We start from the raw sequence: 14,348 nt of genomic DNA on the forward strand, positions 1-14,348 counted from the left end.
TTCGCGGGCTCCCGTGACGCGGGCCCGACTGGCCTGGCGTGCGCTCAGACCGCTGGCGGCTTCGAGGTGTCAGGAGTCTCTGAAGGCGCCGCGGAGAGGGATTGCTCGGGCAGACGAATCACCGGGTCCGGGCGCTCCACTTCCGAGGGAGTCGCTTGCACCGCGCTCGCGGTGGCTGCCCCGAGGGACTCCACCGCGGACACGGAGGTGTCCACGCGCGCCTCGGTGCCCGCATCGGAAACCTGGCCCGTAACGGACGTGTCCACGCGCGCCTCGGTGGCTGACGCGGGCGCCTGGACGGACGTGTCCACGCGGGCCTCGGTGGATGACTCGGGCGTCGCGGCGGACGTGTCCGCACGGGCCCCGGCGGCGCTCTGGGCCTCGCGCTGCTCCAGACGGGCACCGCCCTGCTCCGCCGCGCGGAGGAAGTCGTCGTACTCGCCCTTGCGCTCCTCGGCCTTGGATTGGGTCTTCTCGGATTGCTTCGCGGCGGCGGCCCTTCCCGCCATCAGCGCGCGCGCACTGACGAAGATGCCCACGCCGAAGGCCAGGACGTTCAGCACCGAGCCCAGCCCACCCAGCCACAGCGAGTCCGCCCCGCCCTGGACGAAGCCCAGCGCGAGGACGAAGGTGGCACCGGACACGGCCGCGCCAGCCGCCGTGTGCCAGGGCTTGAGCTCCATCACCCGGCCCGCGCCGTAGCAGAGCACCGGCAGCACGCCGAGCAACCACACGTTCTCCAGCAGCACCGCCACCAGCACCTTCAACGGAACGAAGGGCAGCGCCTGCACGCGCAGGCTCAGCCGCAGCGTCAGCGACACGCTGAGGGCCGAGCCCAGGACGAGCGCGATGAAACCCAGTCCCACGATGAACTGGAAACGACGGATTCGGACGCGCAGCGGCTCGAGGACACTCGGCTTGGGGCTCACGGGCAGGCAGCCTACCCCAGTTCAGCCCTCGTCCTCGTCCACGTCCGCTTCGCCGCCCGGTGTCCGAGGAGGCGGGCCCTCCGCGTAGAAGACCTCCTCCAGCACCAGCCCCTGGGGCGGCGCCGTCTGTCCCGCCAGCTTCCGGTTGCGCGAGGCCAGCACCTCCCCCACCCACGCCTCGGGCCGCTTCCCCTTGCCCACCTCGACGAGCGTCCCCACGAGGTTGCGCACCATGTGCTTCAGGAAGGCCGTGCCCTCGACCACAATCGAGATGGCGCCTCCGGCCTCTCCCTCCACCGTGACGCTGCGCACCTCGCGCACCGCGTGCTTCGCCTGGCAGTCCGCCGCCCGGAACGCGGAGAAGTCATGCCGGCCCACCAGGTGCGCCGCCGCCCTGCGCATCGCCGCGACATCCAGCGGCGCGAAGACCTCCCAGTGCGTCGTGCGATGCAGCGGGGAGCGCGTGCGACGATTGTTCAGCCGGTAACGGTAGCGCTTGCCGCGAGACCAGCGGCGCGGGTCGAACCCCTCGGGCGCCTCCACCGCATCCACCACCGCCACGTCATGCGGCAACAGGCCGTTGAGCCCCATGACGTACGCCTTCATGGGCAGCACCCGCTCCGTGTCGAAGCAGATGACCTGCCCCGTGGCGTGCACGCCGGAGTCCGTGCGCCCGGCTGAACGGACGGACACCGGCTCGCTCAGCAGGCGGGACAGCGCCTCCTCCATCACCGCCTGGAGCGAGCGTCCATTGGGCTGCACCTGCCAGCCCACGTAGCGGGTGCCCTCGTATTCGAGCGTCAGCTTCAGCCGAGGCATGTCAGCGGTACTTGAGCCAGGACTCGAGGATCTCCGCCACCATGCGCCCTGGGGCGATGTCGTTGCGGCGGGCCACCGACTCCACCGCCTCCAGCACCTCCGCGGAGAGGGGCACGGCCAGCATGCGCGGCTCGGTGCGCTCGTCGGGGCCACCCGGCGCCAGCGCGGCGATGCCCGGGGGAATGGTGAGCGGCGCGGTGACGGCGGGAGGAGGCTCGGACACCGGGGCCGGAGGCGCCATGGGAGCCGGCGGCGTCACGGGGTCCAGCGTGGCGACGACCTCCGACAGCTCCAGCGCCTCCTCGGAGGTGGGCGCGGTGGCGACGCGGTTGCGCAGCCGGCGCTGCTCCTCCTGGAGCTCCTCCTCGAAGAGCTGCTTGATGAAGTTGGCCAGGTGCAGCGGCGTGGGCGTGAAGTCGTACGCGTCCAGGAACGCGTCCAAGTCCTTCTGCATCTCCGCCGCCGTCTGGTAGCGCCTGTCCCTGTCTCGCTCCAGGGCCTTCATCAGAATGACTTCCACGCGCTCGGGCAGGTCCTCGCGGAAGTACGAGGGCGCGTAGATTTTCCCCTCGGTGATGCTGCGCATCACGGCGACCTCGGACTCGCCCGTGAAGAGCTTGAAGCCCGTGAGCCACTCGTAGAGCACCACGCCGAGCGAGAACACGTCGCTGCGACAGTCCAGCGCCTTGCCCAGACACTGCTCCGGGCTCATGTAGCTGAGCTTGCCCTTGATTTCGCCCGTGCGCGTCTGGCCCACCTGGTTGGCGGCCTTGGCGATGCCGAAGTCGAGAATCTTCACCGAGCCGTCGAAGGCGACGACGATGTTCTCGGGCGACACGTCCCGGTGGACGATGTTGAGCGGGCTGTCGTACAGGTCCGCCTTCGTGTGCGCGTGGTGCAGGCCCGCGCAGACGCACGAGGCGATCTTCACCGCGTACACCAGCGGGAAGGGAATCCCGAGCGCCTCCGCCTTGGGCACGACGCGGCGCATGTCCCGGCCGGCCACGTACTCCATGGCGATGAAGTAGCTCTCGGCGATCTTCCCCAGGTCGTGAATCTGCACGACGTTGGGGTGGTTGAGCTGGGAGGCGAGCCGGGCCTCGTTGAGGAACATCTTCACGAAGGCCGCGTGCTTGGACAGGTGCGGACGGATGCGCTTGATGACGACGGGCGACTCGCGGCCGTCCTCGCCTTCCTGATGCGCGAGGAAGATCTCCGCCATCCCTCCGACGGCGATGCGGTCGATGAGCCGGTACTTTCCAAAGCGACCGGTTTCGCGCTGCTGCGGTGCGACGGGAGACATGGCGTCCGGACCTTACCCGCGCCAGGGGCCTGACGCTAACGAAGTTGGACGACGTGGACCTTCAGGGCCGGCTCCTGGCCCGGAGGGCTCGGAAAGTCGAGGGAAGAAGGAGCCGAGGAGCCCGCCGTCCTGCCCTGTCGTCCTGCCAGCGAGAGGCCCTCCGACACCATGGCCTCGAAGCGCTTCGCTGGCAGGCCCGCATGGTTGCAGCAGGCGACCAGCCGGCCTCCGGGCGAGACGACGCGCGCGGCGGCCTCGGCCAGTCGGGCGTAGTCGCGAGCGGCGGAGAAGCGGGCCTCCTTCGTGTTGGAGAATGACGGCGGGTCGGCGATGACGAGGTCGAACGTCTCGCCCTTCTTCGCCAGACGCTTGAGCCAGTCGAAGACATCTCCGGCCACGTAGTCATAGCGGTCCACGGGCTGGCCGTTGAGCTGGGCGTTCTCCTCGCCCCACTCCAGCACGCGGCGGCTCGCATCCAGGTTGAGCGCCCGCTTCGCGCCGCCCGCCATCGCCACCACGCCGAACGCGCAGGTGTAGGCGAAGAGGTTGAGCACGGTGAGGCCGCGAGCCTCCTTGAGCAGCCACGCGCGCGTGTCGCGCATGTCCAGGTACAGCCCCACCGAGAGGCCCTGGCCGGGGCGGATGAGGAAGGACAGGCCGTTCTCCAGCGCGGTGAGGGACTCCACCGGTTCGCCTCGGGCGGCGGTCTCCGGGGCCAGCGTCTCCTTCGCCACGTTGGCGAGGACCCGCGCCTCGCGGGGACGGCGCTTGAGATAGAGGCTCGTCGGCGCCCAGGCCGCCATGGCGGCGTCTAGCAGCGCCTCTTCCTCGGAGGGCGTGAAGTCGCGATAGAGGCTGAGGACATACAGTCCGCCGAAGCGGTCCACCGTCACGTCGGGGACGCCGTCGGCCTCACCGTGGAGGACGCGGAAGGCGGTGGTGCGAGCGTCGGTCAACAGGGGGCCGCGCCGGGCTTGCGCGGTCCGAAGCGTGTCCACGAGGGTGGGCATGGGCCCTCCCTGTATCAGCTTCCCAGTCGGGCGCGAGACCAGACGCGCTCGAGCGCCTCGGTGGCGGCGCGGGAGAGGTCCACGTAGTCGGTGCCCAGGAGCTGCCCTTCGCGCACGCGGACGCGGCCGTCGACGATGGTCCAGGCCACGGGCGAGCGGGCGAGCTGACCGATGAGGTACGGCGAGTAGCCCGTCTCGGGGTCGGCCGCGGGGATGGAGTCGTAGACGACGAGGTCCGCGAGGCTGCCTTCCTCCACGGTGCCCGAGGGCAGGCCGAACAGGCGCGTGCACAGCTCCGCGGGGCCGTTGACGAGCAGGTGCGCGAGGGTGCTGTCCACGTCCGGCAGGTGGCCCGCGCGGGAGATGCGCAGCACGCCGACGAGGGCCGCGAGCAGTTCGTCCTGGAGGGTGCCGTGGCCGCCCGTGCCCAGTCCGAGCAGGTGCAGTCGAAGGAGGATGGCCTCCATCGGGTCCGTGCCTCGCTCCAGGGTGCGCACGCCTCGGGCCGCGAGCGAGACGAACGTCTCCGTCTGCTCCAGGCGCGCGGCCTCGGAGCTGTCCAGGGCGCGCGCATAGCCGGCGATGGCGCGAGGACCGAGCAGGCCCAGCGCGTCGAGCCGGGGCACCACGCGCTGACCGTGGCGGGCGTAGGTGGTGCTGAGGTCGTCCTCGTTCTCCGCGAGGTGGAAGACGGTGGGGACCTCCAGCTCCGCGCTGAGGCGGGAGATGCGAGAGAGGAGCGAGTCCTCGCAGGTGTACGAGGCGTGGAAGCCCAGCGCGCCGCGCACCAGGTGGTGCTTGGCGTAGCGGCGGGCGAAGTCCGCGTTGGCGTCCAGCCACGCATCGGCCTGCGCGGCGCCGTCCATGCTGTGGGTGGAGTGACTCGTCACCAGTCGGAGACCAACGCTCTCGGCGGCGCGGGCCTGGGCATCGAGCCCTCCGGCGACGTCGGAACAGGCGAGGTGCTCCACGACGAGGGTGACACCGTCGCGCAGCGCGCGGGCGGCGGCGAAGCGAGTGAGGGCCTCGATGTCCTCGGAGGACACGAGGCGGGCCACGCGGCGCATGCGCTCCAGCCGCTCGCGAGGAGGCAGCAGGAGGAACTGGCCATTGGGCGGGAGGAGCTGGCCGTTGACGAGGTGCGAGTGGCTGTCCACCAGCCCGGGAGCGACGAGGCGGCCTCGACAGGCCACTTCCCAGTCACCCGGAAGGACAGGCACCTGGGCATCCGGAGCGACGCGGCGGATGACCCCACCCTCGACGACCACGGCCATACCGCGCCGGACCCGGCCATCCGCCCGGAACACAGCGCAGTTTTTCAGCAGCAGGCGACCTTCCATGTCCGGCAACTGTCATAGCACGGGTCCCGGAAGACGGGCGCGGGGTAAGTCCCGGAATCCGGGGTCCGAAACGAAGACTTGCCAGGGCGGGAGACTCAGGGCAGGGCGCTGGCCCGCCGAGCCGAGGGGTCCATGGGGCACGACAGCCCACCGTCGCGGGGCCACCCTTCCCGAGTGGTGGGGGTATTGCACCAGTCAACGAATCAGGGCGGGGCCGTATCGCACGCAGTCTCAGGGGGGACTGGTATCCGAGGGTATCCCGGTGCCTTGCATTTCCCCTCGACACAGCGCACTCGAGGCGCCTCCGAGCACATGCCGCAGTAGTAGCCACAGGAAGCATGCACGAGGTGGCTGATGCGTGGCAGTTCCTCGTTTACCACCTTCTTCGAGCCGACCAGCCAACACGCATCATAGGGAACAGGCCACAACGAAACACGGGAGCAGTCATCATCTACCTGACAGGTTGAGAGTTTCTCTATCTCACTGGCGGCGGTCCACCATGTGTCTCGGCATTCAGGCGTGAGTTCCCAATTTCCATTCGGGTCGAGCAGATCCTCACGGCCAGCTGACACAAGGCACTCAGAGATCTTCCTGGCATGCGCGACGTCGCGAGGCACCACCGAATGTGAACACCCCCACAGGGGCAACACGAGGAGGAGCCCCAGGCCCTGAAGAATCGTCATGCCCTCAATCACTGCCATCACCCTGTTCATGACCTTCAAGGGATGACCTCCTCCCCCAGGGAGCGAGGCCGAGTCTCCATCCATCGCTCATGGTGGCGGGTTCGCAGTACGACCTGGAGCGTGACGACGCCACGCTTGGTGGCGCCAGCCCTCCGCTCGCAGCAAACGCGCAGTCTGTCTCCAGCCAGCGCACCTTCATGGCACTCCCGCCAGGAGAAGTTGGGCCAGTTTCCCCACTGCTCGAGGCGGGGGCCATTCAGGACAACGCCCGTCGCGCGCCGCAGAAGAGAAAGCACCTCGGGCCGCGATTCACAGGAGGCGTTGGACTGAGCGCGCCCCCAGAACATCAGGGCAAGTTGCCCCTCCGAGAGATAATAGAGCCAGACGCGCCCTGCTCTCTCTGCCAGCACCGCCGTTCCCGCAGAGGGAATCCCGACCTCGCGCCCCCACGGCTCTGAGCAAACTTCCGTCAGGAACCGACCTGCTACATGGATGGGCACGCAATTCTTTTCTGCAGCTTCCTCGGCCAGGGAAAAACCCGAGATGAGCATCACCGCCAACGTACCGTGGAAGAATCCTCGTCGAGCAGACATCAGTCCCCCTTCGGGCCTTCTTTGCTGAAGGCAAGCCATCCTCACCACCTCCCACGGGCGTATTCAAGGAGTTCACGGAGTTGACGAGAACGTTCCTTGGCCCCAGCCGTCTTGTTGAAAGGACCATCCCCGTGAGCGTGTCTCAGCTCCGCGATACAATCCTCAATCTCACTCGGCTCAAGCCAATGGAACCGTCCAGCCCTGCGCAGAAAGTGCTCTCCGTCGTGCACACAAATGCGCTGACCGATCAACGCCTCCTGAGCCTTTCGTGGATACCTTTCGATCACAACTGCCTGCATCGAGGCGTAGACCAACACCAGTGCCACCGAAACCGGCCCGGAGAATTCACGAGTATTCAGATAGAGCGTGCGATGCACGCGACTGCCGTATGTCCCCAATGGAGAACAAAGTATCAAAGGGAGATGTCGGACGGCTCTTCGGAAGCGCAGGGGGTCTGAATCACGAAGAAGCTCGATGGCTTCGATCACCAGAGCAAAGTCGCGCTCACCCTCTCCATAAATCGTGAACCCCTCACAAGAACGCTGGTCATGCGCTGTCAGCACGAGGCGATGGGTCCATCGGTCAACCACTGCCTTCAGACGGGCCAGAACGCTCACGGGATGACCTCGATTTCGGGAGAGACGGCTCGCACATCCATCCACAGGTCATATTAACCTTCGTACATCACGATTGGACGATAGCGCAGGCCTCGCGCCAACGCCCTTTCCCGGCCCCGGAGCACCTGATGCCCAAGCACCAACGAACTATTGGTAATCGGCTCTCGACACGTTGGCGATATGTCACCATGGCCGTGCTCTTGGGGCTGATTGTGTCGCTCGGCGTGCCGTATTGCGGGCGGTGGTGGCGCATCGACACGTGCCTCGACTCGGGTGGCGCCTGGAATCAGGAACGGAGCACCTGCGAGCACTGACCACGCTGCCCCACCAGGATTCGGGGCCGGCGAGTCCTCAATCCCGGTCCAACCCGCTCCTCCTGCGCCCCAACAACCCTGCTTCTTCGCAGGGGCCCAGGGGCGAAGTAGCCGGGAGCCCCATCAGCTTGAGCTACCCATGCCCCTGGACGTTCGCGAACTGATTCATCAAGCGATGGTCGAGCCTCGCCAAGGAGTTCAGTCGCTCGCCACTGAGCTCCGAATCGCCCTTGGCCATGGTGACCCTGACACAGCACGAACCTTGGCCAATGCACTGCTGGCACTGGATGTCGATACCCTATTGGAACAACAACGCACTGGCGTCCTGGACGCGTGGACTGAACCCACCCCAAACCTCGCGAATCGAGTCCCTCCCACGTGCAACTTCACGGACGAATGTCGCGGCAATGTCCTGGAAGAGTGGAGCCAGGGCCATCGCTGGTGATGACGCAGCTCCACGCTTCAGGACAAGAGTCATTTCCTCTCGGGTCGCAGGCCAGCTCACAGGTCGAGCCCCCATCCGTGTGAGCGAAGTTCGTCCCGCCGGCGCACACCAGGCCTGGGCCACAATCGCTCGGAGCCGCGCAACGAGTGCCGATGACCGCGAGCATCTTCGCGGCGGGGTCGCTCGCGTTCGCGTCACACGTGCAGCCTGCAAACCCCCAGGTCAGCAAGAGAAGCACCACCGCACTCCACGACAGCCGATAGGCACGACGCATGTGGTCTCCATCTCGGACCGCCTGCTGCATTCCGACAGCTCCCGAGGCACAGGCAGCACCCTGCCACGCCCAGGACCCTACTCGCCCCCTGTCCTTCCCTGCAGCCATGCCTTCGCAGGGGCCCAGGAGCGAAGTAGCCTGCGGCCCACATGAGAACGCGGTCCCTCCTCCTTCCCGGTCCAGCGGCCCTGGCGGCACTGGTGCTCACCGTGCGGCTCGGGATGTCGCCGCTCAAGAACTTCGACCTGTTCTTCCACCTCGCCGGTGGACAGTTCGTCTTGAAGAACGGCTTCAGCCGCATCGACCCTTTCAGCGTCACCGGCACCGCCGGCTGGGTCCCCCACGAGTGGGGCTTCGGCGTCCTCTGCGTCGCCCTGGTCCGCTGGCTCGGCGCCGCCGGGCCCGCCCTCCTGGTCGCAGGTCTCGTCGCGCTCAACCTCATGCTCCTGTGGACCGTCCTGGAGCGCGCGGCCTCCGGCCGGCGTGGGTTGCTCGCCGTGGCGACGCTCGCGGCCCTCCTCGTCGTCTACGCCCCCACGTGGCCTCAAGAGCGCCCCTACCATCTGGGGCACCTGCTCTTCACCCTCGCGGTGCTCGCCATCCAGTCCTGGCGCGCCGGCAATGACCGCATCCTCTGGGTGTTCCCCTTCCTCGGCGCCGTCTGGGCCAACGTCCACGGGAGCTGGCTCCTGGGACCGGCGCTGCTCGGCGCCACCGCCGTCGGCCAGGCCCTCGACGAAGGCACTCCGGAGTCCCGCCGTCGCTCGCTGCGCGCCATCGGCTTCAGTGTCGCGGCGTTCCTCATGGCGGGACTGGGGCCGGACGGGCTCAACATCTACCTGTATCCGCTCCACCACTCGCTGCTGCCGTCCACGCAGACCATCGTCGAGTGGCGCCCGCTCAACCTGGACCTCGCGTCGAGCTGGGCGTACCTCGCGCTCGGCGGCGCGGCCTGCTTCGCCGTGGGACAGGCCCGCGTGCGCAAGGTGGCCATCCTCCTCCCGGCCTTCGTGCTCGGCCTCGCCGCCATCAAGGTGCAGCGCCACGCGCCCTTCGCCGCCGTGCTGCTGGCACTCGCGCTCCTGGAGCATGTCGCGTTGAGCCGGGCCACCGCCGTGGCAGCGGATGCGCCGGTCGGCGCGTGGAAGCGCTTCTGGGCGCGGTTCGATGAACTGACCGCCGGATGGAGTGAGAAGGCCGGCGGCGCGCTCTGGCCGACGCTCGCCCTGCTGGGGCTCGTCCTGATTCATGCGCAGAGCCCGCTGCCGTTCGAGCAGGGCGTGAAGCGCTCCGTCATCCCCATCCCGGTCTTCGAGGCGCTGCGCAAGCACCCTCCGGGCAAGGTGCTCAACCCCTTCGTCATCGGCGGGCCCATCTCGTTCTTCGCGGGCGCCGACTACAAGGTGTTCATCGACAGCCGGAATGACCCGTTCCCCATGTCGGTCCACGAGGACTACGACAAGCTCGTCTGGGGTGAGCCCGGCTGGGAAGAAGCCCTGACCCGCTATGACCCGGACTACCTGCTCTGGGACATCGAGAACCCTGGCAACATCCTGCTCGACAACCTGAAGGTCCTCGGTGGCTGGCGCGAGGAGGCACGGGACGGCAACTACGTGCTGTGGATTCGTGAGCGCACCACCGCGACGGGCCACCCATGACAGGCCGGCGGCGGGACGTACGAAAGGCGGGGCTCGCCGTGGTGGGCCTCGTGGCGATGCTCGCCTTCGCCTACAGCCCGGTGCTGCGTGGAGAGCTGCTCGCCGGGCGCGACGTGTTCCGCATCTTCTTCCCCGACTCCGCCTTCCTGCTGGAGTCCCTGCGCGCGGGAGAGCTGCCCTTGTGGACGCCCTACCTCCGCCTGGGCCAGCCCTTCGCGGCCACGCTCTACTCGCAGGTGTTCTATCCACCGCGATGGGTGGCGGTGCTCATCTCCGGCCCCATCGTCTCGATGACGGTGATGCACGTCGCGCACGCGGCGCTCGCGGCGTTGGGCATGTTCCTGCTCGTCAGGAGGCTGCGTGCCTCGTGGCCCGCGTCGCTCGTCGCGGGAGCCATGTTCGGCCTGTCGCCGATGATGACGGACCTGGGCATCCAGCAGAACGTCGTGGACGCGGCGGCGTGGAGCGGGTTCATCCTCCTCGCCGCGCATGACCTCGCGCATCGGCCTGGCCCCGGTCCGCTCTCGCGCCTCGCCATCTTCTCCGCGCTGTCTCTCTTCGCTGGCTCGCCCGAGACCACCCTGTGGCAGGGAATCGTCGCGGTGCTGGTGGCACTCCTCACGGATACGTCGGGGCGTCGAACTCCTGAAGGAACTTCGGCGACGCGTGGACTGACTGGCCCAGCGGCCCTTGCCACAGCCTCGGCGCATCGCGCCGAAGTCGCGCAGCCGAGCCTGCCTCCGTTCGACTCCACCCCGGAGCCGCCGAAGGAGGGCCATCGAACACAGCTGACCGCGAGGCTCCCGAACACGGGGCTCGAGCAAGCTCGGGCCACCGACCTTCTCGAAGAGCGCGGCACGGCAGCGGGGCCCCCATTGGCGAGCAGCGAGGCGCGCTCCCACAAGGTTCAACTCCACGACGTCCCCACCGCGGACGCGCCTTCAAGCTCGCGCGACACGAGACTCCGGGCCCGAGGGCTCGCCGTGGCACGCGTCACCGGTGGCTTCATCCTGTCCGCCGTGCTCGCCTCGGTGGCCTTGTTCCCGACGGCCGAGTTCGCTCGAAACTCCCTGCGCTCGCAGCGTGGCTGGGCCGAGCAGCTCGCATGGTCCGTGTCCTGGCCGCAGGTGTTGTCCTCCGTGTGGCCGCTCGCGGACTGGCCTCGTGACAGGTACTGGGGCGAGGACCAGTGGTTCATCCTCAACCTCTTTCTCGGCACCCTGCCCTGCGCGCTCGCCATCGTCGGCGGACTGCATGGCCCTCGTCGCGCACGGCCCTTCGTCGTGGGCGCACTGGCGCTGGTGATGCTCAGCCTGGGCCGCCACTTCCCGCCCTCGGCCTGGGTCCTCCAGTCCGTGCCGCCCTTCTCCCTCTTCCGCTACCCAGCGAAGTACTTCGTGGGCGCGGCCTTCTGCCTCGCGGTGCTCTCCGCCTTCGGCCTGGATGCCCTGGGACGCCTCGCACGCAAGCTGCCTCCTTCTCGACTCAAGGCCGCCATCGCCTTCGTCGCCATGGGCGCCGCCATCGCCGCCATCGGCCCCCTGGTGCGAATGCTCCCCATGCGCGCCTCCGCCGAGGCCGGTGCGCCCTGGGTGCCCTTCGCACTGGGGCTCGCCACCCTCATCCTGTTCCTGCTGCCCTGGTCCTTCGCGCGCCCACGTCGCGTCCGTCATGGACTCGCGGCGCTCGCCGTCCTCGAACTCGCCGCGGCGCACTCGCTGCTGGGCATTCCCAAGTACACACCCTGGGACTCACTGCGACAGCCCTTCTCCTTGCGCGCCCTGCTGCCCCAGCCCTTCCAGGGGCGCATCAGCGCGGACATCGAAGGCCCCGAGGACCCCACTCGCGCGGTGGTGACGAACACCATCGAGCGCAGCCTCGACCGCCTGATGCCGAACCGCTTCGTCGAGGAGCGCCTGCCCGCGCTCGAAGGCTACGGCGCTCCCGAGCCCATGCGCTCGGACCGCTTCCACCTCGCCGGAGAGCGCAGCGTCTATGACCTGGCCGGCGTCACCCACTACCTCCGCCAGGGCCCGCCCCCGTTCGAGGACCTGGAGCTGCTCCACCGGGCCGAGGACGGCACCACCCTGTCCCGCTCACGCACCGCCCTGCCCCGGGCCTTCCTCGTCCAGCGCGCCCGCGTCGTGACGGATGACGAAGCCCTGGAGGCGGTGCTGGATGCGGACCAGCCCTTCCGGGAGATTGCCTTCCTCGCCTCGGGCGAGCCCATCGACCGTCCCGAGTGCGAAGGCTCCGTGCGGACCTCCAGCAGCGGAGCCCAGCACCTGGCGCTGGACGTAAGGGCCTGCGACGACAGCTACCTCATCGTCTCCGACAGCTACTACCCGGGATGGCGCGCGACGGTGGACGGCAAGGATGTGCCCATCCACCGCGCGGACCACTCGCTGCGCGCCGTGCGCCTCTCACCCGGTGAGCACCACGTCCGCTTCGACTACACCCCGCTCAGCTTCCGCGCGGGACTCCTGCTGTCCCTGCTCGGCTGGGCGGGGCTCGGCTTCGTGTGGCTCAAGGCGAGACGTCGTCCGCTCGCCCGTGAGTAACGGACCTCACGACTCCACGCCGTTGCGCTCCGCGTTCGCCACGAAGGCGTCGCGCAGGTACGCCGAGAGCCCGGGCTTCACGCTGTCGATGTTCTCCGTGAAGCGCGAGTCACTCACGTACATCTCCCCGAGCCCCCGGTGGATGACGTACGAGCACGGGTAGAACCACTTCGAGATGTACTGACGATGCGCCTCCGCGAGCGCCAGCACCTCGGGCTCCGTCGGCGCATGACCTGCGCCCAGGTGCTCCGCGAGCGCCTTCATGAGCTGGTCCCCCTCCGCCTTGAGCGTGCTCCAGTCCTCCTTCTTGTAGCGCGAGGTCCTCCGAGCCGACTCCTTGTAGGCCTCCGTGTCGCCCCAGCGCTCATTCACCTCGGCCTCGTACTTCGAAGGGTCGAAGTCCCCAAACGCCTCGAACATCTTCTCGCCGTCCATCGTCTTCCCCTGGTCCAGTGCGTCCAACGCCGAGTCCACGGCGTGGCGGAGTGCGTCCAGCCGCGAGGCCCGCTCGGACAGCAACTGCCGCTGCATGAGCAAGGCCGCGCGAAGGTCGAAGCGAGAGTCATTCAGGATGCGGCGGATCTCCTCCAGCGGGAAGGCCAGCTCCCGGAAGAAGAGCACCTGCTGCAACCGCTCCAGGTCCGCCTGGGTGTAAAGCCGATACCCCGCCTCGCTGCGCCCGGAAGGACACAGCAGACCGAGTTCATCGTAGTGATGCAGCGCCCGAACGCTGACCTTCGCCAATCGGGCCACCTGGCTGACCGTCAGAGCCATCTCTCTTCACCTCGGATGAGATGTCTAAGGCCTCACGTCGCGTGAGGGTCAACCCCTCCCGACGTCGAGACGCCGCGAAACGAGCGGGCAGCCTGCCTCGGGCTCACTCGCCTCGCGCCACGTCGGGCGGAGCGTCCACGGGAGGACGAAAGACATACAGCATCAGCGAGGCCCCCTCCGCCACGCGCACCGTCGCGTCGCGCCGCAGCACCCAGAGCTGGCCAGGCTTCGCGGGGCGCTCCTCCGCCGCCGTCAGGGAACCCGCGCCCTCCGCCACATAGGCGATGACGGGCTCCGCGCGCGTGGCCTTGAGGACGTGCTCTCCCTTGGCGAGCACCACGCTCGACATCTTCCCCTCCAGCGCCGGCAACGTCTCCACCGCCACGCCACCGGCCTGCTCGGCCAGCAGCACCAGCGCGCGGGTGGGCGCGTAGGTGAAGGGCTCCGGCCCTTGCGCCAGTCGCGGGTCCGTCGGCTCGATGTACAGGTTCCCGTCGAAGCGCGGAGTCGCGAACACCAGGTTGCCCAACATCTGGTCCTCCGAGCGATTGAACCACGCGTGGCCGGTGAAGGGCTCGGAGGCAATCAGCGCGCCGGGATGATGCGTCCCGCGCCGCTCCGCCAGCGCGCCCTCCCTCCCCCAGATTTGATGCACCTCCGCCTGCCCCGCGACGATGACGGTGGCCTCATGCGTGCGACGGTGGATGTGCAGCGGACACGCCTGCCCGCGCCCCATGACGTGCAGGTGCACCGTGGCGGTGTCCGAGAAGAAGAAGGTGTCGGAGACATCGGCGGCGTCGGGGTTCTTCTTCGCCAGCGACTCGAAGACGGCGGGCACGTCGAAGACCTCCACCTCCGGGTCCTCGGGCACCGTCATCGCGCGCTTCACGGCGAACAACACCGCCAGCAAGAACACCGTCAGCACCAGCGACAGCGTCCGGTACAGCACCACCCGGCGACGCAGCATGGCGGAGTCCATGGAGGTGGAGTCACTCAAGGGGGCCATCCTGGACTTCGCGTCGCGCTCC

General features: G+C 68.4%; 11 protein-coding genes. 3 read left to right on the forward strand and 8 right to left on the reverse strand.

Annotated elements, in window-relative coordinates; all coding sequences use genetic code 11:
* Positions 1 to 44 precede the first annotated feature (44 nt).
* The 6 genes from LZ199_RS44155 to LZ199_RS44180 form a co-directional block, all read right to left on the reverse strand.
* Entirely contained in the window at positions 45 to 929 is an 885-nt protein-coding gene (locus LZ199_RS44155) for a hypothetical protein (protein ID WP_253999853.1), read from the reverse strand.
* A gap of 21 nt (positions 930 to 950) precedes the next feature.
* On the reverse strand, positions 951 to 1,748 hold the full coding sequence (gene truA, locus LZ199_RS44160) for a tRNA pseudouridine(38-40) synthase TruA (protein ID WP_253999854.1): 798 nt from the start codon (positions 1,746 to 1,748) through the stop codon (positions 951 to 953).
* Position 1,749: 1 nt separating this feature from the next.
* Entirely contained in the window at positions 1,750 to 3,051 is a 1,302-nt protein-coding gene (locus LZ199_RS44165; RefSeq protein ID WP_253999855.1) for a serine/threonine protein kinase, read from the reverse strand.
* A gap of 35 nt (positions 3,052 to 3,086) precedes the next feature.
* Entirely contained in the window at positions 3,087 to 4,061 is a 975-nt protein-coding gene (locus tag LZ199_RS44170) for a class I SAM-dependent rRNA methyltransferase (RefSeq protein WP_253999856.1), read from the reverse strand.
* Positions 4,062 to 4,075: 14 nt separating this feature from the next.
* Positions 4,076 to 5,401: an amidohydrolase family protein gene (locus tag LZ199_RS44175; RefSeq protein ID WP_253999857.1), complete on the reverse strand. Its 1,326-nt coding sequence runs from the start codon at positions 5,399 to 5,401 to the stop codon at positions 4,076 to 4,078.
* A 1,317-nt stretch (positions 5,402 to 6,718) separates the two neighbouring features.
* Positions 6,719 to 7,294 (reverse strand): hypothetical protein, encoded by a 576-nt coding sequence (locus LZ199_RS44180; protein ID WP_253999858.1) that lies wholly within the window; start codon positions 7,292 to 7,294, stop codon positions 6,719 to 6,721.
* Positions 7,295 to 7,482: 188 nt separating this feature from the next.
* On the opposite strand from LZ199_RS44180, the gene LZ199_RS46410 reads away from it, so the two are divergent.
* From LZ199_RS46410 to LZ199_RS44190, 3 genes are all read left to right on the forward strand, one after another.
* On the forward strand, positions 7,483 to 7,608 hold the full coding sequence (locus LZ199_RS46410) for a hypothetical protein (protein ID WP_256569859.1): 126 nt from the start codon (positions 7,483 to 7,485) through the stop codon (positions 7,606 to 7,608).
* 868 nt (positions 7,609 to 8,476) lie between these two features.
* Positions 8,477 to 9,985, forward strand: coding sequence for a hypothetical protein (locus LZ199_RS44185; protein ID WP_253999859.1), 1,509 nt, complete (start codon positions 8,477 to 8,479; stop codon positions 9,983 to 9,985).
* Entirely contained in the window at positions 9,982 to 12,546 is a 2,565-nt protein-coding gene (locus tag LZ199_RS44190; RefSeq protein ID WP_253999860.1) for a YfhO family protein, read from the forward strand. Before LZ199_RS44185 ends, LZ199_RS44190 begins: the two co-directional genes overlap by 4 nt.
* 6 nt (positions 12,547 to 12,552) lie before the next feature.
* On the opposite strand, the gene LZ199_RS44195 is transcribed toward LZ199_RS44190, so the two are convergent.
* Positions 12,553 to 13,320 (reverse strand): MerR family transcriptional regulator, encoded by a 768-nt coding sequence (locus tag LZ199_RS44195; RefSeq protein WP_253999861.1) that lies wholly within the window; start codon positions 13,318 to 13,320, stop codon positions 12,553 to 12,555.
* A gap of 103 nt (positions 13,321 to 13,423) precedes the next feature.
* A complete protein-coding gene (locus LZ199_RS44200; protein ID WP_253999862.1) occupies positions 13,424 to 14,317 on the reverse strand; it encodes a hypothetical protein in 894 nt (297 codons plus the stop codon).
* Positions 14,318 to 14,348 lie beyond the last annotated feature (31 nt).

Source organism: Myxococcus qinghaiensis (assembly GCF_024198215.1).
Lineage (GTDB): Bacteria > Myxococcota > Myxococcia > Myxococcales > Myxococcaceae > Myxococcus > Myxococcus qinghaiensis.